We start from the raw sequence: 19,034 nt of genomic DNA on the forward strand, positions 1-19,034 counted from the left end.
TTGCCGAGGCACGTAACTGTAAATATCGGCACAGTGGCGGAGACCGCTGGAAGCAGATCGTGTGCGAAGGTGTGACCATCCACTTGTCCCGACGCGGGTCGATTCGCGGTCAACAACCCGATTGATGGGAGCCGAGCCGTAGACCTCAAAGAGCGCAACGCAGTCGTCGCATCCGTCGCCCTCCCAGGCGTCGGCCTGCTCGTCGCTCCCGCGCGGGCTGACACGCTGATCAGTATCTGGCGTACGGCAGGGTCGCCCGTTCCCGACCGGCCAACAGGGCACGAGGTATTACATGTCGTAGCGCCGGCCGCTCGGCAGTTCTTCAGTAGTCGAGAAACCCTATGTAAGGAGCATGCCTCATGGGTGTCCGCATCAAGGCACTGGTGGGCCTCACGTAGCAGGGCTGGCCGCGTCGACTCTGATCTCTCCGGCGGCGCACGCCGAAGTTATGACATTCGCCTTCTGTAATACCCAGGGGAACATCCCCAACCCGGTCACTGAGTACGTGGCGTTCCCCTACCACGATTATCCGGCCACGTCGGAGGTCAAGTCATCGGGCCAGTGCTGGTTCCACCCGGTCACCGGCGTGGCCAACGATGAGGCCGTTGGCTACCGGCAGGTCAACGGCCAATGGCTGGCCGTCGCCACGAATTACTTCAGCGACACCGACAACACATGGACCGAGTTCGACTTCTGACGGCCCACCGCCGAACTGAGACGGCCTGGTCCGCGATCACGCGGGCTGGGTCATCTCGCGTCTGCGCGGCGGTCTGGGGGGCGGTATCGCCTGGATGCGCCGCGACGCCCTCGTGATGCTCTGACCGGCAGGGTGGCGGCACCGCCGGGTACGGGACACCGATCCCCTACCCGGCGGCGTCGTAGACCATCGTGTCGAATCGGGCACCTGGGTGGGTGTCTAACTGAACTTCGGGCGCGCCGACGCGCCGGGGGACCTAAGGTCCGTGTCCGGCGCGTCGGCGGGGCGCGCTCGCGGCTACGCGCGGGAGCCGATGAGGTCGGCGGGGCGGGTGGCCAGCGCGAGGCGGGCGGGCAGGACCGTCGCGACCAGCGCGAGCACCGCGGCCGTCCCGATGACGGCCAGGTACGTGACCGGCGGGACGTACGGCGCGGCGGATCCGATCATCCCGGTGGCGAAGGCCGTCAGGGTGAGGAGCGTGACGGCCGTACCGAGGACGACGGCCGTCACCACGATCACGAGGGTCTCCCAGCGGAGCATCCGCATGACCTGCCGGCGGGTGGTGCCGACCAGGCGGAGCAGGGCGAGTTCGCGGGCGCGGTCGGCGGTGGCCATGGTGAGGGTGTTCACGACCGCGATGGCGGTGAAGGCGATGATCAGGCCCATCGCGACGTAGTTGACCTCGGCGCCGGCGGCGGCCCTGTCCTCCGACAGCGTGGTCTGGTCGAGGACGGTGACGCCCGGGTAGTGCCGGACGGCCGACCGCAGGGCGTCCGCGCCGGCCGGTCCGGCGACCAGCACCGTGTCGGCGCGGGGGTCGTCGACGTGCGCGGCGAGCAGGTCGTGGGCGACGGTGAGGTCGCCGAAGCCGAGGCCGCGGCCGTACACCGCGACGACACGGGGTGCGTACGGCGTGCCGTCGCCGAGCGTCATGCGGACCGTGTCGCCGACGCGTACGCCGAGCCGGTCGGCGGCGGTCCGGCTGACGGCGATGGTTCCCGCGTTCAGCCCGTCGAGGGAGCCGGAGCGTACGTCCAGGTCCATGGTGCGGGACAGACCGGCGGGCGTGACGCCCTGGACGCCGTAGTTCTCCAGTCCGACGCGTACGGTGCTGTGCACGATCTCGGTGACCGTGGTGACGCCCTGGGCGTGCCGGAGCGCGTCGGCGGCCGCGGCGGGCACCTTCGGGCCGAGCACGTGGCCGGCGATGGTGCCGGCGTCGGCCTGGGCGGTGGCGGCGTGGCCCATCGTCGTCTGCGCGAACAGGATCGTGCCGGTCAGTCCGATCATCAGCGTGAGCGGGGCGAGGACCGAGCCGACGATGCGGGAGCGGGTCCGCAGGTTCGCGGCGGCGAGGTGGCCGCCGATCGGTGAGATGCGCAGCGGCGGTCCCCACAGGGCGGCGGCCGCGCGGGCGATGACCGGGGCGAGCAGGGCGACGGCGACGGTCCAGACGATCGCGGTGAGCATGGTGACCGGGCTGGAGGCCGCCTCGGTGTCCAGCGACGACAGCACGAGGGTCAGCACCACGCCTCCCGCGAGGAAGGCCGGCCCGGCCACGATCCGGAGCACTCCGGTGCGCGGCCCGCTCAGCGCGGCCTCGCCGAGCGCCTCGACGGGCCGGATCCGCGCCGAGCGCCGGGCGGACAGGCGCGCCGCGGCCCAGGCGGCCACGACGGCGGCGAGCACGGCGGCGAACAGCGGGAACGGGCTGATCACCAGGCCCAGGGTCGGCGGCAGGGCGCCGAGCGCGCGGAACCGGTCGCACAGCCACAGGCCCAGGAGCGGCCCGGCGGCCGCGCCGAGGGCACCGGCGCCGAGGCTGACGATGAGGGCCTCCCGGCCGATCATCCGGCGGATCTGGCGCGGGGTGGCGGCCACGGCGCGCAGCAGCGCGATCTCCCGCTGCCGCTGCTGGATGGACAGCGCGAAGGTGCCGGCGACCACGAGGATCGCGACGAGCAGCGCCGTCCCGCCGAGCGCGCCGCCCATGCTGATCAGCTTGATCCGCGCCTTCTCCGCGTCCCAGAACTCGCTCCGCCCGCGGTCCGCGCCGGTGTGCACCGTCGCGGGCGTGCCCCGGACGGCCGCGGCGACCCGCTCCGCGACCGCGGACGTCCCGGACGCGCCCGAAGCGGGGAACACGCCGATCGCGCTGACCGCGCCGGACCGCCCGGCGAGCCGCCGCGCCTCGCCGGTCGAGAAGAAGATCGCGGCCTGGTGCGGGAGCGCCTCGCGGGTCACGCCCACGACCCGGTACGCGCCGGTCGCGACGGCCGAGGAGACGGGGACGCGCGAGCCCACGCGCAGATGACCGGTACGGGCGGTGGCGGCATCGACGACCACCTCGCCCGGCGCCGACGGCGCCCGGCCCGCCGCGAGCGTGAACGGGGTCAGCGCCGCCGACTCCCAGGCGTGCCCCCACGTGCTCCCCGGCGCGGCGCCCGGCACCTCGGCCGGGAAGGTCACCTCGGTGACCACCGCCCGTACGCCCGGAAGCCCGCGCAGCCGGTCCGCCGTCGAGGCGGGCAGCCAGACGCGCTCGGCCAGCGCCTTCGCCTTGTGCTTGACCTTGCCCTTCTTCACCTTGTCCTGGTGGACGTACTGGTCGCCGGTGACGAGGACGGGCGCGCCGGCGTACCGCTCGGGCGCGATGGTGCCGCGCAGCCCCGTCTCCAGGAGGATGCCGCAGGCGCAGACGAGGGCCGCGGCGCAGAACAGCGCGAGGAACGCCCCGGCGAACCCGGCCTTGCGGTGCCGCAGGGTGTTGAGGACCAGTCCGATCATCGGTTCCACGCTCCCAGCCGGGTCATGCGGGCGGCGACCTTCTCGCTCGTCGGGGCGTCCATCGCGTCGGCGATGCGGCCGTCGGCGAGGAACAGCACCGTGTCGGCGTACGACGCGGCCACCGGGTCGTGGGTGACCATGACGACGGTCTGGCCCATCCCGTCGACCGTCTCGCGCAGCAGGCCGAGCACCTCCCCCGCCGTCATGGTGTCGAGCGCGCCGGTCGGCTCGTCGCCGAAGACGACCTCCGGCCGGGTCACGAGGGCGCGGGCGATCGCGACACGCTGCTGCTGGCCGCCGGACAACTGGGCGGGCCGGTGGCCGATGCGCTCGGCCAGCCCGACACGGGCGACGATCTCCGCCAGCCACGCGCGGTCCACCCGGGTACGGGACAGCCGCAGCGGCAGGGTGATGTTCTGCTCGACCGTCAGCGACGGCACGAGGTTGAACGCCTGGAACACGAACCCGACCCGCCGGCGGCGCAGCTCCGTCAGCCGGGTCTCGTTCATCCCCGACAGTTCGGTGTCGCCGAGCCGCACGCTGCCGGACGTCGGGGTGTCCAGCCCGGCGGCGCAGTGCAGGAACGTGCTCTTGCCCGACCCGGAGGGCCCCATCACGGCCGTGAACCGGCCGCGCGGGATGCCGGTCGTCACCTCGCGCAGCGCCGCGACCGCGCTCCTGCCCTTGCCGTACACCTTGCTCACGGCGTTCATCACCACGACGTCATCCATGGGGAAGAGTCTGCTGACCTGCGGTTTCCCGGGCCAGAGACCTGATCACCAGCCGACCATGACCTCGTCATGGTCCGCGCCATGACGGGGCCCCGGTGATCCGCCTCACAGGCCGTCACAAGAGCCGATGACGCGGTGTCTTGAGGCCGGAACAACGAGAACGGAGAGTCCCCCCATGAACCTCGCTCTGTGGATCGCCGCCGGACTGCTCGCCGCGGTCGCCCTGCTCGGTGGCGTCACGAAGTCGTTCGTGCCCAAGGAGAGACTGGCCGCGCAGCACGGCGGGGAGTGGACCCGGCACGCGAGCGCCGGCTTCGTCAGGACCCTCGGGGTCCTCGAGCTCCTCGCCGCGGCCGGCCTGGTCCTGCCCGCCGTCGTCGGCGTCGCGCCGGTCATGGTGCCGGTGACCGCCGTCTGCTGGATCCTGTTGATGATCGGCGCGATGACCACCCATGGCCGTCTCGGTCAGTACAGGCTCGTGCTGCTCAACCTGGCCTACCTCGCGGTCGCGGTCTTCATCGCGTGGGGCCGCTTCGGGCCCGGGCACTTCACCGGCTGACGCCGGCCGTGCGTCACGTGACCGCCCCGCTCCCAGGGCACCCGTGCACGGCCGGGACAGGGACGCGCGGACGCATCCGGTGCGCCGCCCCTGGTAGACATGGCCCGTGATCAAGGTGTTGCTGGCCGACGACCACCACGTGGTGCGCGGTGCCCTGGCCGCGCTGCTGTCGCTGGAGCCGGACCTGGAGGTGGTCGCCGAGGTCGACGCGGGCGACCAGGTGGTGCCCGCCGCGCTGCGCCACCGGCCGGACGTCGCGGTGCTCGACATCGACATGCCCGGCGCCGACGGGCTGACCGCCGCCGCGGCGGTGCACGAGCGGCTGCCGGAGTGCCGGACGCTGATCCTCACGGGGCACGGCAAGCCCGGTCACCTGCGGCGGGCCCTCACCGCGCACGCCGGCGGGTTCCTGCTGAAGACCGCGCCGCCCGATGACCTGGTCGCGGGGATCCGGGCGGTGGCCGCCGGCCGGCGCGTCCTGGACCCGAACCTGGCGCTGACCGCGTGGGACCTCGCCGACAACCCGCTCACTCCGCGCGAGACGGACGTCCTGCGGCTGGCCGCCGAGGGCGCCGAGGCGCCCGAGATCGCCGCGCGGCTCCACCTGTCGGCCGGGACCGTGCGCAACTACCTGACCGCCGTCGTCGACAAGCTGAACGCCCGCAACCGCACCGACGCCGTCCGGATCGCCCGGGAGACGGGCTGGATCTGACCCCGCCGGAGACTCACGGAGTACGGGCTCACGACCGAGGTCCGGCCGCGCCCGCGGGCTCGGAACCCGCAGGCTCGGGAGCCGGGGTGTCCGGTCGCAGCCGGGCCTGGAGGCGGAAGCCGCCGTCGCCGTCGGCGCGCGCGGTCAGGGTGCCGCCGACGGCGGCCAGCCGGGTCGTGAGGTTGCCGATGCCGGACCCGGGCGGGGTGCGCCGGGCGCGCGGGTCGAGCCCGTCGTTGTCCACGGTGAGGGTGACGAAGCCGTCCTCGCTCGTCGTGACGATGGCGCAGTGCCGGGCGGCGCTGTGCCGCAGGATGTTGGTCACCGCCTCCCGCAGGACCGTGCTCAGCACCGTCGCCGACGGGCCGGGCAGCGGGCCGTGGCCGAGGTCGACACGGGTCTCGACCCCCGCGGCGGTCAGCACGGACCGGGCCGACTCGGCCTCGATCTCCAGCGACATCTCCGGCTCGCCGGCGCCGGAGGCGGTGCGCAGGTCCGCCCGTGCCCGTTCGGCCATCGCGACCACCTCGGTGAGCTCGGCCCGGGCCCGTTCCGGATCGGCCTGGGCGAGCCTGCGGGCCAGTTCGCACTTGAGGAGCATCGCCGCGAGGCTGTGACCGAGCAGGTCGTGCAGGTCGCGCGCGGCGCGGAGGCGTTCCTGCACGGTCGCGGCCCGGGCCAGTTCCGCCCCGGCGTCCCGCAGGTCGTGGATCAGGCGGGCCAGGCGCACCAGCCCGTACACCAGGAGGCCCGTGACGAGCGCGCTCACCGTGTAGTTGACGATCCGCGCCGGGCTCTGCGACAGCGCCGCCGCCATCGCTCCGCTGCCCGCCACCACCGCCACCACGAGGGGCGCGCCGGCCCGGATCGGCAGGGCCACGAGGAACGTTCCCGCGAGGAAGCCCTCGGTGCCGAGCCAGGCGGTGCCGAACCAGAGCACCGGTACGAGGCTGAGGAGCGTCTGCGCGGCCAGGAGCGCGTACGGGTGCCGCGGCGGGGCGTCGGCGGTCCAGCGCAGTTGCAGGACCGCGAGGAGCGCCATCCCGGCGACGGCCACGGGCAGGGTCGCGCCCCAGGGGACGTGCAGGAGTGCCTTGACGCAGAAGCCCGCCACCACCACTGCGAGGAGGGTGACCGACAGGGCGTACGCCGTGGGGTCGGGGACGGTCACGGGACGCGGCGTGGCCGCGATCGTCGCCTCCACGGTGAACCGGCCGTCTGCCCCGAGTCCGGTGGTGAGGGTGCCGCCGGCTGCCTCGACCCGTTCGGCGGCCGTGGTGAGACCCTCCTCGCCGCGCGCCGCGGTGGGCGCGCCGTCGTTGCTCACCCGGAGCCGGACCTTCCCGTCCTGTTCGGAGGTCTCGATGACGCACCGGGTCGCCGTGCCCTGGCGTACGACATCGGTCACGGCCTCGCGCAGCACGGTGGCCAGCAGCGCGCCCGCCGAGCCGAGCGGCTCGTCGTGGCCGGTGCGGACCTCCGCCTCGATCCCGGCCGCCGACAGCAGCGCCCGCGCCGCCGTGGCCTCGGGCGTCAGCGACATGGCGCGGAAGCCGGCCGCCGCCGCCCGCGCGTCGGCCAGCGAACGACGGGCGACGCGGAGAACGTCGTCGAGCTCGCCGGGGTCGTCGAGGGCCCGGCGGCTCCCGGCGGTGATCGCGTCCAGGCCGCGCCCGATGCCGGTGTTCAGCTCGGTGGCGATGCGGAGGCGTTCGCGCGCGACGGCCGCCATCGTCAGCGCCGGCCGGGCCGCGGCCAGGTCGGTCACCCGGTCGGCCAGCCGTACGAGGCCGTACACGACGAGCGCGCCGAGGACCGGCGTGATCGCGGCGTCGGTCGCGGCGGCCGCGTCCGGGAAGCGCAGGGCCGCGACGACCACCGCGCCGGCGAGCACCGCGAGCGCGGGCAGCGCGTACGAGGCCAGCAGCAGCGGTCCGGCGGCGAACGCGAGGACTCCGACGGACGTGCCGAACACCAGGACGTCGACGCAGGCCAGGAGCGTCTGGGCGGTCGCCAGCGCGACGCCCCGGAACCTCGCCGTACGCGGCAGCACCCAGGCGAGCAGTGACGCGAACAGCAGGACGGTGACGGTCACCGCGCCGACGGCGCGCGTCGCGCCGCCCGTCCGGAACGGCACGGCGAGGACGTACACCCCGGCGAACGCGGCGAGGACGACCGCGACGATCAGCCGGGCCGGGCGCGGACCGATCGCCGGTCCGGCGTGCGGATGCTGCGAGATCACGAGAGGCGTAGTCTCCCACCTTCGCGGAACGCGGGGGCCGCCGGTTCAGCGCGGTCCGGTGTCCCCGGCGAGCCACGCCATCGGGTCCTTGCCCATGACGACCGTGCTCGTGAGCGTGCCGACCTCGGCGATCGTGATCGTGATCTCGTCGCCGTCCGCGAGGGTGAACGGCAGCTCAGGGACCAGGCAGGTGCCGGTGGCGAGGACGGCGCCGTCCGGGAACGCGTCCGCGCGGAACAGGTATTCGGCCAGGTCGTCGAGCCTGCGGTTCAGTTGCCCGGTGCTCGCCGTCCCGGTCCAGGCCACGCCGCCGTCGCGCCGGATCGTCAGCTCGATGCCCAGGGCGTACGGGTCGGGGACCTCCCAGGCCGGCCGTACGGCCGGACCGGCCGCGCAGCCGCCCAGGTAGATCTTGGCCTGGGGCAGGTACAGCGGGTTCTCGCCCTCGATGGTGCGGGAGCTCATGTCGTTGACGACGGTGTAGCCGACGATCTCGGCGTGGCGGTTGAGCACCAGCCCGAGCTCGGGTTCGGGCACGTCGACCGCGGAGTCGGCCCGGATCGCGACGGTCTCGCCGTCGCCGGTCACCCGCCAGGCCGCGGACTTGAAGAACAGCTCCGGGCGCTCGGCGTCGTACACCTGCTCGTACACGTCGGCGGACCGCTCGCTCTCGGTCATCCGGGCCTCGCGGGAGCGCCGGTAGGTGACGCCGGCCGCCCAGACCTCCATCCGCCCGTCCGCCGGCGGCAGCGTCCGTACGACGGCGGCGTCGTGCCGGGGGCCGTCCGCCGCGAGGCAACGGTCCCGCAGCTCCGTCAGGGGGAGCCGGAGCAGTTCGCCGAGGCTTCCGCCCAGCTCGGTGACGGTCGACCCGTCGGAGACCCCCGCCAGCGGGCGGTTCCCGCCGGTCGGCACGAAACGGACAATGTGCACGACATCCCTCGCTTCACGTCGGCGTACGCCAGCAAGGTAGGCGGGCGCGGGCGGCGCGGTCCAGCCCGTACCGCCGCCCCGGGCCCGGACGCGCGGGCCGCCGCGGCCCGCGCGTCCCGGGGTGATCACGAGGGACTACGTGCCGTCAACGGTGCGGCGGCGTCGGCCGATGGGAGGTGAATTACGCGGGATCGAGAACTTTCTGATCTGACGGCGTATCTACACCACCGGTAAGGCCCCGCCCCCAGGATGAGGAGCTGTTCCGGATGGTGCGTCGCGTTCGTCTGCTGTTGGTGGCCGCGTTGTTGATGGTGACGGGCTTGGTGCTGGCGGCCGGTCCGGCCTCGGCCGTCATCGGCGGGTCGAAGAGCACCTACGGCCCCTGGGCGGTGCGCATGCTCATCGACGGCAAACCGGCGTGCACCGGCACGGCGGTCACCAAGCAGTGGATCATCACCGCTTCGCACTGCTTCTTCGAGCAGGGACAGGAGATCGCCGACAAGCGGATCTCGTTCCGGGTCGGCGACCTCGACATGCGCAAGGGCACCACGGTCCGCCCGGTGGGCAAGCGGGCGGGGAACGCGCACGCCGACATGATGCTCATCAAGGTCTCGCCGATGAAGGTCCGCCCGGCACGCCTGGCCACGGCCCATGCCCGGCCCGGTGAGATCGTGCGGCAGTACGGATGGGGCGCCACCTGCACCACGGATGAGAACGCCTGCCAGTCGCCGGTGCTCAAGCAGTCGACGCTGCGGGTCGTCCGCTCGGACGCCCGCCGTTGTGAGGGCTTCGCCGTACCGGGCGGCACGGACTTCTGCATGGAGAAGGTGTCCGGAATCCCCGCCGGCGGCGACTCCGGAGCCCCGGTGATGACCATCGGCGCCCACGGCAAGGAGACCCTGCTCGGCGTCTTCTACGGCTCCGACCGGGAGAAGATGGCCGGGGCCGGGGAGATCGCCCAGCAGCTCGCCTGGATCCACAAGGTCACCAAGCGATAGGGCGGAACGCGACTCCCTGAGGCCGATCCCCACGCGGGGATCGGCCTCAGGCGCGGGTGAGAGTCGTACGGCGCTGGTACTACTGGCCGGATGGACGCTCTGGAATGGGAGATCAGGCCCTTCGCGGGCATCAGCGGGTTCGGGGTGGACGTGCGGTTCGGCGCACGGCGCGACGAGGTCTCCGCCGACTTGGCGAAGCGGTTCGGCGACGACCTCGGTGAGGTCCGGCCCTTCCGCAAGGCCGCCTGGGACGTCGGGATCTGCGACCACTACGTCGCGGGCGACCTCATCGCCTTCTTCGACGACCACGACCGGCTGTACTACCTCGAGCCGGGCTCCCGCGCGCCGGTCGGCTTCGACGGGATCGCGCTCACGGGCCGCCCGTACGACGACGTCATCGCGGAGCTGACCGCCCACGGCCTCGAGGTGCCGGGCGACGACGACGGGCACCGGGTGCCCGAGGCCGGCTTCGCCCTCACGCGGAACGGAGACGGCGAGGTCGGCTCGGTGGGCGTGTTCGCCGGCGACCCCGGGGACGAGCCCGGCATGTCCGACGAACCCGAGGTCGCGCCCATCACGAAGCACCGGCTGGTCCCCGGCCAGGGCACCGAGACGGTACGGCTCGGGCAGTCGCGTCAGGAGCTCCGCGCCCTGCTCGGCCCCGCCCTGCAGAGCGTCCCGCCCTACGGCGGCACGGCGCAGGACTGGTACTTCGACCACGGACTGATCCTCACCTTCGACGAGGACTCCCGGCTCACCACCCTCGTGATCGGTTACGTCGGCGTGTCGGGCACCGCCTGGTTCGAGGACGTGCAGCTCCTCGGCCGCGGCTACGCGGAGGTGACCGCGGACCTGGCGGCGCGCGGCGTCCGGGTGGAGCAGGAGGTCCTCGGCGGCCGCGTGCCCGAGCACGGCTTCTCCCTGTCCCTGCTCGGCCTGCAGAACCCGGCCATGCCGATCGCCGCCGTCGTCTTCCGCGCGGACCCGTCGGACGGCTGAGGCCTCTCGGTCGCGACGGCCGGTCGGCACCGCCACCGCCTCACGCGTCGCGCAGCCGGAACAGCAGGCCGCCGGTGAGGAGTCCGGCTCCGGCCCAGGCTGCGAGCACGCACAGACCCGCCCATGGTCCGATGGGAAGGCTCGACAGGTGGGTGGTCGACTGGACGGCGAGCCCGGCGTTCATCGGCGAGATCCGCCAGAGGAACCTGCCCCAGTACGGGTCGGTGACCAGGTAAGGCAGCACCGACAGGACGTACAGCAGGCCGAACACCAGACCGATGCCCGTCGCCGAGTCGCGCACGGCGGTGGCGACGCCGAGGCCGAGCAGGGCGATCAGCGCGAGGTACAGGACGGAACCGGCCGCCGCCCGGAGCGTCGGCCCGTCGGCCAGGGACAGGAGCGGGTACCCGTGCGCGGGGACGAAGCCGTTCCCGGGCAGGATGAGCCGCGCCGCCAGGACGGACCCGAGTACGGCGACCGTTCCCGCGGCCGAGGTGAGTGCGGTGAGCAACGTCGCCTTGGCCGCCAGGACGGCGGTGCGGCGCGGCATCGCGGTCAGCGTGGTGCGGATCATGCCCGTGCCGTACTCCCCGCCGGCCGAGAGCACGGCCAGGATGACGACGATCGCCTGGCCCGCCTGCACGCCGGACAGGCCGATCTTCGGCGCGTCGTACCGGCACCCCGCCGCCGGGCAGGACACGGTCGCGGCCGCGGCGGCGCTCACCGCGACGGTCAGCGCGACGGTGGCGAGCAGCAGCCAGAAGGTGCTCGGCAGGGTCCGCAGTTTGGTCCACTCCGCGCGCAGTTCCCTCACGCGTCCCTCCGGCGCAGCACGAGGGCGGCCAGGCCGAGGGCGAGGGCGGCGTATCCGCAGGAGACGGCGAAGCCGGCCCACGGTGCCAGCGGATAGTAGCCCGCCTGTGGTGAGTAGAACGCGGTCACCTGCGGATACGCCGGGATGCTCTGCTGGATTGCGAACCCGGCGGCAGGCGTCACCCGCAGCAGCCACCGCGACGCCTCGACGGGCAGGACCGAGGTGGTCGCGAGGATGCGGGGCACGATGACCAGGGCGATCGTGCCGGTGATCGCCACGGCGCTGCGCCGGAACACGGTACCGAGCGCGAGGGCGAGGGCGGCGGTGACCGCGAGCAGCGCGGCGGTGCCCGCCACGACGCGCAGGTCGGTGAGCGGGCCGACCGGCAGGAGGTAGTTGCCGTTGGCGCGCAGGATGTGCGCGCCGAGCGGCACCGTGACGCCGGCGGCGGCCAGCCCGGCCGCGAACGTCACCGCGGCGATCACCGCGGCCTTCGCCGTCAGCGTGCGGCCACGCCGGGGACCGGCGAGCAGGGTCGTGCGGATCAGCCCCCGCCGGTACTCCGCGGTGACGAACACCACCGCGACCACGATCACGACGATCAGGCCGGCGACCAGCCCGGAGAGGGTCTTCTCCACCATCTGGCCGTCCGCGCGGGGCGCGATGTCGCCGTTCCCGGTCACGGTGAAGACGCCGCCGGCCCGGGTGGCTCCGCCCGGATGGTGGATCGCCCCGTCGGGTTCCCTCTCGGCCCCGATGTCGTCGTTGCGCCACGAACCGCCGGACGTCCCGCCTCGGAGCGCGACGTTGTCGAAGACCGCCGTGGCCTCGGCGAAGCGCAACGCCGCGACGGCCCCGCCGAGATCGGCCTGCCGCACCGTCAGGTCCCCGGGGCAGGCGGCGAACAGCCCGACCTGTACGGCGGCCGGCAGCCCGGCCAGGCGGGCCGTGCCGACCTTCGCCCACCGCGTGCCGTCGGCCGACTCGTAGCCCGTCAGTTCGCCGCCCGCGCGGGTGAGCCGCAACCAGCGCGGGGCCGCCTGCGAGACACCGCTCCGGCCGCCGGCCGTGTCGTGGACGAAGTCGTGCTGCATCCGCACCCCGTGCCGGCCGGTCACCATCAGGGCCGCGTAGGCCGCGCCCTGACGAGTGCCATCCTTGATCATCACGCCGGCCTTCGCCCACGGCTCCACCCCGGGGACGACCCGCCGGACGCCGGGGGTGGCGTCCGGCAGCCGGATCTGGCCGGTCATGGAGGTCACGCGGACGGTGATGGAGCCGTCTCCGTCCAGCGTCCGGTGCACGAAGTAGAACTTGTCGTCGACCGCCTCGCCGCCCGGGCCGAGCGGCACGGCGGGGCAGACGTCGCTCGGACCGCCGCACGAGGAGTGGCTGCCGGACGCGGAGAAGAGCCCGAGGCCCACGGTGACGAGCACGGCGACCGCCATGCCGAGCACCCAGCCCCGGACCGTACGGAACTTGGTCCACTCCGCGCGCGACAGCCGCGCGAGACTCCGCCAGCCGTACGCGAGGGTCATCGGACCGCCTCCCGGCCCGTGCCGGCGTGGAACTCCACCGCGTCGCGGGTGAGCTCCAGGTACGCCTCTTCGAGCGTCGCGCGCTGGGCCACGACCTCGGAGAACGGCACCGAGTCCGCGGTGAGCAGCGCGACGATCCGCTCGCCCGGCAGCCCGGAGACGGTGAGCATGCCGCCCCCGGACACGGCGAACGTCCCGCCACTGGAGACGGCGAGCGGGTCGTGCCCGGCGACGGCGAGCGCGTCGCCTCCGGAGACGGCGGGCGTCTCGCCGTCGGAGACGGTCACGGCGGCGCCCGCGTGCGCCAGCGTCCGCATCGCCCGCTCCGGCTCCGGGGTGCGCACGGCGACGCGGCCGCGCGAGGCGGCGGCGAGGAGTTCCGTGACGCCGGTGTCCGCGATGACCCGGCCCCGGCCCACCACGATCAGGTGGTCGGCGGTGCCCTGCAACTCGCCCATCAGGTGGCTGGACACCAGGACGGCGCGGCCCTGGGCGGCCAGCGACCGCAGGAGGCCGCGGATCCAGATCACGCCCTCGGGGTCGAGGCCGTTGACCGGCTCGTCGAGCATGAGCACCGGCGGGTCGCCGAGCAGCGCGGCCGCGATCCCCAGCCGCTGGCGCATGCCCAGGGAGAAGCCGCCCGCCTTCCGCCGGGCCGCGGACCGCAGGCCCACCTGCTCCATCACCTCGTCGACGCGCCGGGTGCCCAGGCCCTGGGAGTGGGCCAGCCACAGCAGGTGGCCGCGGGCGGACCGGCTCGGTTGCAGCGCGGCGGCGTCCAGCAGCGCCCCGACGTGGCGCAGGGGCTCGCGCAGGCTCCGGTACGGCCGGCCGCCGACCAGCGCGGTCCCCTCGTCCGCCGCGTCCAGGCCCAGGACCACCCGCATGGTGGTCGACTTCCCCGCGCCGTTGGGCCCGACGAAGCCGGTGACCCGTCCCGGCCGTACCGTGAACGACATCCCGTCCAGCGCCAGAGTCGGCCCGAACCGTTTGCGCAGCCCGTTCACCTCGATGGTCGCTTCTCCGCGCACCGTCCCGTCCTTTCCGTCGGTCGGGACAGACCCTGGACCGGACGCCGTAACGGGGGCCGAACGGACGCCGTTATTCCGCTGTTAGGCGCGGCCCGGCATGCTGGTCCCGGCGCGGGAACGGACGTCGGGAGGGACCATGAGGCTGCGGATCCGCACCGTACGGGCGCGGTTCACCGCCCTCTACGGCGTCGTCTTCTTCCTGTCCGGCGTGGTGCTCCTGGCGATCGCCGGGGGCGTGGCCCTGAGCCCGACGCGAGTCTCCAGCGTGGGGCCCGGCCCGGAGCCGGCCCCTCCCGGGAACGCACTCACCCAGGCTCAGACGCAGATCGCCTGGTTGCGGCGGCAGCTGGCCGAGCAGCAGGGGGTCCACACCCGGCAACTGCTGGCGGGGGCGGCCGTCGCGCTGGCCGTCATGGTGGTCGCGTCGGTCGTGCTGGGGCGTGTCATCGCGGGGCGCGTGCTGCGCCCGCTGCGGACCATCACCGCGGCGACCCAGCGGATCACCGCCGACAGCCTGCACGAGCGGCTGGCCGTCCCCGGCCCCGCCGACGAGGTCAAGGATCTCGCCGACACCATCGACGAGCTGCTGGAACGCCTGGAGGACGCCTTCGCGGCCCAGCGGCGCTTCGTCGCGGACGCGTCCCACGAGCTGCGCACCCCGCTGACGACGATGCGCGCGTCCCTGGACGTGGCGATGGCCAAGCCGGAGCCCGCGCCGCCGCAGACCGTCGCCCTCGCCGACCGGCTGCGGACCGAACTCGACGAGATCGACCGGCTGCTGGAGGGTCTTCTCGCGCTCGCCCGGGCGCAGCACGGTGAGCTTCCCGACCGCACGACGGTGTCGCTCGCCGGTCTGGTGTCCGAGTCGGTGGCCGCCCGTGCGCCCGACATCGCCGCCAGGGGGCTGACCGTGCACGAGGCCCTCGGCGGCGACCTGCCCGTACGGGGCAGCAGGGCGCTGCTGGGCCGCATGGTCGACAACGTCATCGACAACGCGATCCGTCACAACCACGATCGCGGCTGGATCCGCGTCGCCACCGCGGACGACGGCGGGACGGGCCGGCTGGTCGTCGAGACGGGCGGTGAGGTCCTCGACCCGCGGCAGGTCGCGGGGCTGGCCCGGCCGTTCCGCCGGCTCGGCGCCGACCGGACCGGTACGGGCGACGGCACCGGGCTCGGCCTGTCGATCGTCGCGGCCGTCGCCACCGCGCACGGTGGCCGGTTGGACCTGCGTGCCCTCCCGGAGGGCGGCCTGCGCGTCGCCGTCTCGCTGCCGTTGGCCGCCGCGGTTCCGGCGTGAGGGTCCTGGTGGTCGAGGACGCCCGGTCCCTCGCCGAGGTCCTGGTCGAGGGGCTGCGCGACCAGGGCATGGCCGTGGACGCCGCCCACGACGGGCTCGAGGCCGCCGCCAAGCTCGACCGCAACGCCTACGACGTCGTCGTCCTCGACCGTGACCTGCCCGGCGTTCACGGCGACACGCTCTGCCAGATGATCACCGAGGACGACGACCGTCCCCTGGTGCTGATGCTGACCGCGGCCGGGGCGCCCGGCGACCGCGTCAGCGGGCTGAGCCTGGGGGCCGACGACTACCTGGCCAAGCCGTTCCACTTCCCCGAGCTCGTCCTGCGCGTACGTGCCCTGGCGCGCCGTCGGCCCTCGGCGCGGGCCCGGACCCTCCGCGCGGCGGGGATCGAACTGGACCCGACGCGGCGCACCGTCACCCGCGACGGCCGCCACCTCGTTCTGTCCGTCAAGGAGTTCGGGGTCCTCGAAGCGCTTCTGCGCGCGGCGCCCGCCTTCCTCAGCGCCGAGGACCTGCTCGAACAGGTGTGGGACGAGCACGCCGACCCGTTCACCAACACGGTCGCGGTGACCGTCGGCCGGCTGCGCCGGAAGCTCGGCGACCCGCCCGTCATCGTCACCACCCCGGGCGTGGGCTACCGCGTCGTCGACGAGGCCCCGACCACCCGGCCCGGCTGATCGAGACCGCCGGCGCGGTCCGGGACCGCCCAGGTGGCGAGGGCGCAGAGCGCGAGCGCCGCGCCGAGGACGGTGGGGCCGATCCAGCCGGCGGCGTCGAACAGGGCCGTGGTCGCGGCCGCTCCCAGGGCGGAACCGAGGGAGTAGAAGACCATGTAGGCGCCGATGACGGTGCTGGTGCGGTCGGGGTACGCCGTGGTGAGCGTGTGCTGGTTGCTCACGTGCACGGCCTGCACGGCGAAGTCGAGCAGGATCACGCCGAGGATCAGCAGCGGCAGCGACCACGGGAGCTGTCCGATCGCGGCCCAGGAGGCGAGCAGGAGCGCGAGGGCGATGCCGGTGACCCGGCGCGCGTGCCCGGCATCGCCCCAGCGTCCGGAGCGGGCGGCGCCGAGGGCTCCGGCGAGCCCGGCGATGCCGAAGAGCCCGATCCGCGCTTCACTGAGGTGCCACGGCGCCCCGGCCAGCGGCAGGGCCATGCCGCTCCACAGCGTGCCGAACGAGGCGAACAGGAAGAACGCGATCAGCCCGCGGCGGAGGAACACCGGCCGGGTGAACAGCCCGCCGAAAGACCGGAGGACCTGCCCGTACCGTGCCCGGTCCGGGCGAGCGTCCGCGGGCAGCAGGGTGAGGGTGAGCACCGCGAGGGCGGCGGCGAGGATCGCCAGGGTGAGGTAGATGCTCCGCCATCCCCACAGATCAGCGAGGACTCCCGCGATGACGCGCGCGCCGAGGATGCCGATCACCACGCCCGAGGTCACGATGCCGAGGTTGCGTCCGCGCTCGGCGGGCGGGGAGGTCGATGCGGTGTACGCGACGGTGGTCTGCACCACGACCGCGAACACGCCCGCCGCGGCCAGTCCGGAGAACGCCGCCCAGGCCGTCGGGGCGGCCGCGGTGACGGCCGTTCCCGCGGCCACCAGGGCGAGGTGCACGGCGATCAAGCGCCTGCGGTCGAAGACATCGCCCAACGGCACCAGCAGCACCAGTCCCGCCAGGTAGCCGAGCTGGCCGGCGGCCACGAACCAGCCGACCGAGTCGACCGGAACTCCCAGGTCGCGTCCCATCGGGGCCAGCACCGGCTGCCCGGCGTAGACGCTCGCCACCGCGACCCCGCACACGACCGCGAGCAGCAGCCTGGTCCTCCGGTTCACGGGCACGCTCCAATCAGTTTCATTTTGCAACTGTTCGGAGACTAGGCCAGAATGGTTTCAATACGCAACTCTTTGGAGGGGTGATGGCACGCGACACCGACGGGCGGAGCCCCGCGTGGACGGACCCGAGCTGCCCGGTCGCCCGCACGGTCGATCTGGTCGGCGACCGGTGGAGCCTGCTCATCATCCGCGACGCGATGGACGGCGCCCGCTCGTTCACCGACTTCCAGCAGCGCACCGGCATCGCGCGCAACATCCTCACCGAACGGCTCCGCAGGCTCACCGCCCATGGCGTGCTCGCCCAGGTCGAGGCCGCTTCGGGCAGACGCAGGCTGTACGCGCTCACCGAGGCGGGCAAGGACCTCTTCCCTGTGATCGTCACGCTGCGGCAGTGGGGCGAACGCCACGCCTTCGAGGCGGGCGAGACGCACTCGGTCCTGGTCGACGGCGACGGCGTCCCCGTACCCGTCCTCCTGCCGGTGGCGGCGAACGGATCGTCGCTGACGAGCGACACGACCTCGGTGCGGCGGCACGCCTGATCTCCGTGCCGGCACGGCGGTCCCCCTGTCACCACGTCCGGCACCGGGCCCGATCCGAGGGCCCCCGGGAGCCGGTGCCCTCGGCGCGGAGGCCGGGTGGTCATCGGTGCACGGTCGCCGGGCCGTACGGCCGGTCGGCGGGCGCCGGGTAGTCCTTGAGGTCGATGCGCGTGGCGAACCGGTCGGTCATCCACAGCAGCGATGTGAGCAGGAACCTGCGCTTGAACATCTGGTTCCGCATCGTGATCCGGCCCTGGGTCGGCGGGGCGAGGAACGGCCCGGCGTTCCCCTTCCGCGCGATCTTGGCGTAGCCGCGGAACTCCTCCTCGTACCGGCGGAACGCCACCCGGTGGTCGCCGCCGGCCGCAGCCAGCTCCCCGGCCAGGACGTACGCGCCGACGATGGCCAGGCCGGTGCCGAAACCGCCCAGGGTGTTGCCGTACGCGGCGTCGCCGAGCAGCACGACCCGGCCCTTGGCGTAGTGATCGATCTCGACCCTGCTGATCGAGTCGAGGTAGAACTCCGGAGCGCGGGACGCCGCGGCGACGATCTCGGGCGTCCTCCATTTCGCGCCCTCGTAGGCGCGGGCGAGGAGCCGTCTCTGCCGACCGGTGTCCCAGCGGTCGTACTCCAGCCGCTCGGAGGCGAAGACGAAGAACGCCGACGCCTTGTTGCCCCAGAGCGACACCATGCGGCCCGGCTCGTTGTACATCACGCTCTCCGTCGCGGGGACCGTGGCGGAGACGTCGGCGAGGGCGTAGTAGTGGCCGAGGAAGCGCACATAGTCCTCCTCGGGGCCGAAGGCCAGGCGGCGGACGTTGGAGTGGATGCCGTCCGCGCCGACGACGAGGTCGAACGTGCGCGGCGCGCCGCGCTCGAAGGTCACGTGGACGCCGGACGCCGTCTCGGTCAGCGAGGTGATCGAGTCGCCGAAGACGTACTCGCACCGCGCCGCCGTCCGCTCGTACAGGAGCGCGGCGAGGTCGCCGCGGCCGATCTCGATCTCGCCGCCGGAGAACTCGCCGGGCATGACGGCCTGCGTCCGGCCCTCCGCGTCGATGAAGGCGGTGTCGTGGCCGCCCGTCTGCCGGCGGCGCACCTCGTCGAGGATGCCCATCCGCGCCAGGACCGTCAGGTGGGTCTCGCCCTTGAAGTCGACGGCCTGCCCACCGGGGCGCAGCGCGGGCGCCTTCTCGACGATCGTGACGGTGCAGCCGTGGCGTTCGAGCCAGTAGGCGAGGGCGGGGCCCGCGATGCTCGCGCCGGAGATGAGGACTGTCGTGTTCTTCATGTCCCCGACTCTCGCGGGGACCGTTGACG

At 73.7% G+C, this 19,034-nt stretch carries 17 protein-coding genes; 8 read left to right on the forward strand and 9 right to left on the reverse strand.

The features are described 5' to 3' along the window. Positions 1–448: 448 nt before the first annotated feature. Entirely contained in the window at positions 449–697 is a 249-nt protein-coding gene (locus NE234_RS21540) for a hypothetical protein (RefSeq protein ID WP_252782274.1), read from the forward strand. 297 nt (positions 698–994) lie between these two features. Here NE234_RS21540 and NE234_RS21545 read toward each other — a convergent pair whose 3' ends face one another. Together NE234_RS21545 and NE234_RS21550 are read right to left on the reverse strand one after the other, a co-directional pair. Further along, a complete protein-coding gene (locus NE234_RS21545) occupies positions 995–3,484 on the reverse strand; it encodes an ABC transporter permease (RefSeq protein ID WP_252782275.1) in 2,490 nt (829 codons plus the stop codon). Further along, entirely contained in the window at positions 3,481–4,215 is a 735-nt protein-coding gene (locus NE234_RS21550) for an ABC transporter ATP-binding protein (protein WP_252782276.1), read from the reverse strand. Before NE234_RS21550 ends, NE234_RS21545 begins: the two co-directional genes overlap by 4 nt. A 175-nt stretch (positions 4,216–4,390) precedes the next feature. On the opposite strand from NE234_RS21550, the gene NE234_RS21555 reads away from it, so the two are divergent. Further along, on the forward strand, positions 4,391–4,774 hold the full coding sequence (locus NE234_RS21555; RefSeq protein ID WP_252782277.1) for a DoxX family protein: 384 nt from the start codon (positions 4,391–4,393) through the stop codon (positions 4,772–4,774). Between the two features lie 106 nt (positions 4,775–4,880). Continuing rightward, the gene (locus NE234_RS21560; RefSeq protein WP_252782278.1) at positions 4,881–5,486 is read left to right on the forward strand and encodes a response regulator transcription factor; all 606 of its coding nucleotides are present in this window, start codon (positions 4,881–4,883) and stop codon (positions 5,484–5,486) included. A 28-nt stretch (positions 5,487–5,514) separates the two neighbouring features. Here NE234_RS21560 and NE234_RS45410 read toward each other — a convergent pair whose 3' ends face one another. Both NE234_RS45410 and NE234_RS21570 read right to left on the reverse strand, forming a co-directional pair. Further along, positions 5,515–7,728 carry a sensor histidine kinase gene (locus NE234_RS45410; protein ID WP_252782279.1) on the reverse strand — a complete coding sequence of 738 codons (2,214 nt, stop codon included), beginning with the start codon at positions 7,726–7,728 and terminating at the stop codon, positions 5,515–5,517. 45 nt (positions 7,729–7,773) lie between these two features. Beyond that, entirely contained in the window at positions 7,774–8,661 is an 888-nt protein-coding gene (locus NE234_RS21570) for a fumarylacetoacetate hydrolase family protein (RefSeq protein ID WP_252782280.1), read from the reverse strand. 266 nt (positions 8,662–8,927) lie between these two features. Between NE234_RS21570 and NE234_RS21575 the strand changes: the two genes are divergently transcribed. Both NE234_RS21575 and NE234_RS21580 read left to right on the forward strand, forming a co-directional pair. Next, the gene (locus NE234_RS21575; RefSeq protein ID WP_252782281.1) at positions 8,928–9,659 is read left to right on the forward strand and encodes a S1 family peptidase; all 732 of its coding nucleotides are present in this window, start codon (positions 8,928–8,930) and stop codon (positions 9,657–9,659) included. Between the two features lie 90 nt (positions 9,660–9,749). After that, complete coding sequence (locus NE234_RS21580; RefSeq protein WP_252782282.1) at positions 9,750–10,658, forward strand: Rossmann-fold NAD(P)-binding domain-containing protein; 909 nt, start codon at positions 9,750–9,752, stop codon at positions 10,656–10,658. Between the two features lie 40 nt (positions 10,659–10,698). Here the strand turns inward: NE234_RS21580 and NE234_RS21585 are convergent, their stop codons facing one another. From NE234_RS21585 to NE234_RS21595, 3 genes are read right to left on the reverse strand one after another with little or no spacing between them, the layout of a single operon-like run. Next, complete coding sequence (locus tag NE234_RS21585; RefSeq protein ID WP_252782283.1) at positions 10,699–11,472, reverse strand: ABC transporter permease; 774 nt, start codon at positions 11,470–11,472, stop codon at positions 10,699–10,701. Next, the gene (locus NE234_RS21590) at positions 11,469–13,010 is read right to left on the reverse strand and encodes an ABC transporter permease subunit (protein WP_252782284.1); all 1,542 of its coding nucleotides are present in this window, start codon (positions 13,008–13,010) and stop codon (positions 11,469–11,471) included. The genes NE234_RS21585 and NE234_RS21590 overlap by 4 nt, the downstream gene beginning before the upstream one ends. Then, positions 13,007–13,969 (reverse strand): ATP-binding cassette domain-containing protein, encoded by a 963-nt coding sequence (locus NE234_RS21595; protein WP_252782406.1) that lies wholly within the window; start codon positions 13,967–13,969, stop codon positions 13,007–13,009. Before NE234_RS21595 ends, NE234_RS21590 begins: the two co-directional genes overlap by 4 nt. Positions 13,970–14,177: 208 nt before the next feature. Between NE234_RS21595 and NE234_RS21600 the strand changes: the two genes are divergently transcribed. Together NE234_RS21600 and NE234_RS21605 are read left to right on the forward strand one after the other, a co-directional pair. Beyond that, entirely contained in the window at positions 14,178–15,341 is a 1,164-nt protein-coding gene (locus NE234_RS21600) for a sensor histidine kinase (RefSeq protein ID WP_252782285.1), read from the forward strand. Next, entirely contained in the window at positions 15,338–16,021 is a 684-nt protein-coding gene (locus NE234_RS21605; RefSeq protein ID WP_252782286.1) for a response regulator transcription factor, read from the forward strand. Before NE234_RS21600 ends, NE234_RS21605 begins: the two co-directional genes overlap by 4 nt. Here the strand turns inward: NE234_RS21605 and NE234_RS21610 are convergent. Next, positions 15,979–17,175 carry an MFS transporter gene (locus NE234_RS21610; protein WP_252782287.1) on the reverse strand — a complete coding sequence of 399 codons (1,197 nt, stop codon included), beginning with the start codon at positions 17,173–17,175 and terminating at the stop codon, positions 15,979–15,981. The genes NE234_RS21605 and NE234_RS21610 overlap by 43 nt on opposite strands. Positions 17,176–17,258: 83 nt before the next feature. Here NE234_RS21610 and NE234_RS21615 point away from each other — a divergent pair, with 83 nt between their 5' ends. Further along, on the forward strand, positions 17,259–17,714 hold the full coding sequence (locus NE234_RS21615) for a winged helix-turn-helix transcriptional regulator (protein WP_252782288.1): 456 nt from the start codon (positions 17,259–17,261) through the stop codon (positions 17,712–17,714). A 100-nt stretch (positions 17,715–17,814) separates the two neighbouring features. Here NE234_RS21615 and NE234_RS21620 read toward each other — a convergent pair whose 3' ends face one another. Next, entirely contained in the window at positions 17,815–19,005 is a 1,191-nt protein-coding gene (locus NE234_RS21620) for an FAD-dependent monooxygenase (protein ID WP_252782289.1), read from the reverse strand. Between the last annotated feature and the right edge of the window lie 29 nt (positions 19,006–19,034).

Source organism: Actinoallomurus rhizosphaericola, assembly GCF_024055675.1.
Taxonomy (GTDB): domain Bacteria; phylum Actinomycetota; class Actinomycetes; order Streptosporangiales; family Streptosporangiaceae; genus Actinoallomurus; species Actinoallomurus soli.

What these genes read in the sequence shown, in the direction of transcription:
- NE234_RS21600 (WP_252782285.1), top strand. Translation starts at nt 14,178, where the DNA reads ATGAGGCTGCGGATCCGCACCGTACGGGCGCGGTTCACCGCCCTCTAC.
- NE234_RS21590 (WP_252782284.1), bottom strand. Translation starts at nt 13,010, where the DNA reads ATGACCCTCGCGTACGGCTGGCGGAGTCTCGCGCGGCTGTCGCGCGCG.
- NE234_RS21575 (WP_252782281.1), top strand. Translation starts at nt 8,928, where the DNA reads ATGGTGCGTCGCGTTCGTCTGCTGTTGGTGGCCGCGTTGTTGATGGTG.
- NE234_RS21620 (WP_252782289.1), bottom strand. Translation starts at nt 19,005, where the DNA reads ATGAAGAACACGACAGTCCTCATCTCCGGCGCGAGCATCGCGGGCCCC.
- NE234_RS21550 (WP_252782276.1), bottom strand. Translation starts at nt 4,215, where the DNA reads ATGGATGACGTCGTGGTGATGAACGCCGTGAGCAAGGTGTACGGCAAG.
- NE234_RS21540 (WP_252782274.1), top strand. Translation starts at nt 449, where the DNA reads ATGACATTCGCCTTCTGTAATACCCAGGGGAACATCCCCAACCCGGTC.
- NE234_RS21545 (WP_252782275.1), bottom strand. Translation starts at nt 3,484, where the DNA reads ATGATCGGACTGGTCCTCAACACCCTGCGGCACCGCAAGGCCGGGTTC.
- NE234_RS21555 (WP_252782277.1), top strand. Translation starts at nt 4,391, where the DNA reads ATGAACCTCGCTCTGTGGATCGCCGCCGGACTGCTCGCCGCGGTCGCC.
- NE234_RS21615 (WP_252782288.1), top strand. Translation starts at nt 17,259, where the DNA reads ATGGCACGCGACACCGACGGGCGGAGCCCCGCGTGGACGGACCCGAGC.
- NE234_RS21595 (WP_252782406.1), bottom strand. Translation starts at nt 13,969, where the DNA reads ATGTCGTTCACGGTACGGCCGGGACGGGTCACCGGCTTCGTCGGGCCC.
- NE234_RS21580 (WP_252782282.1), top strand. Translation starts at nt 9,750, where the DNA reads ATGGACGCTCTGGAATGGGAGATCAGGCCCTTCGCGGGCATCAGCGGG.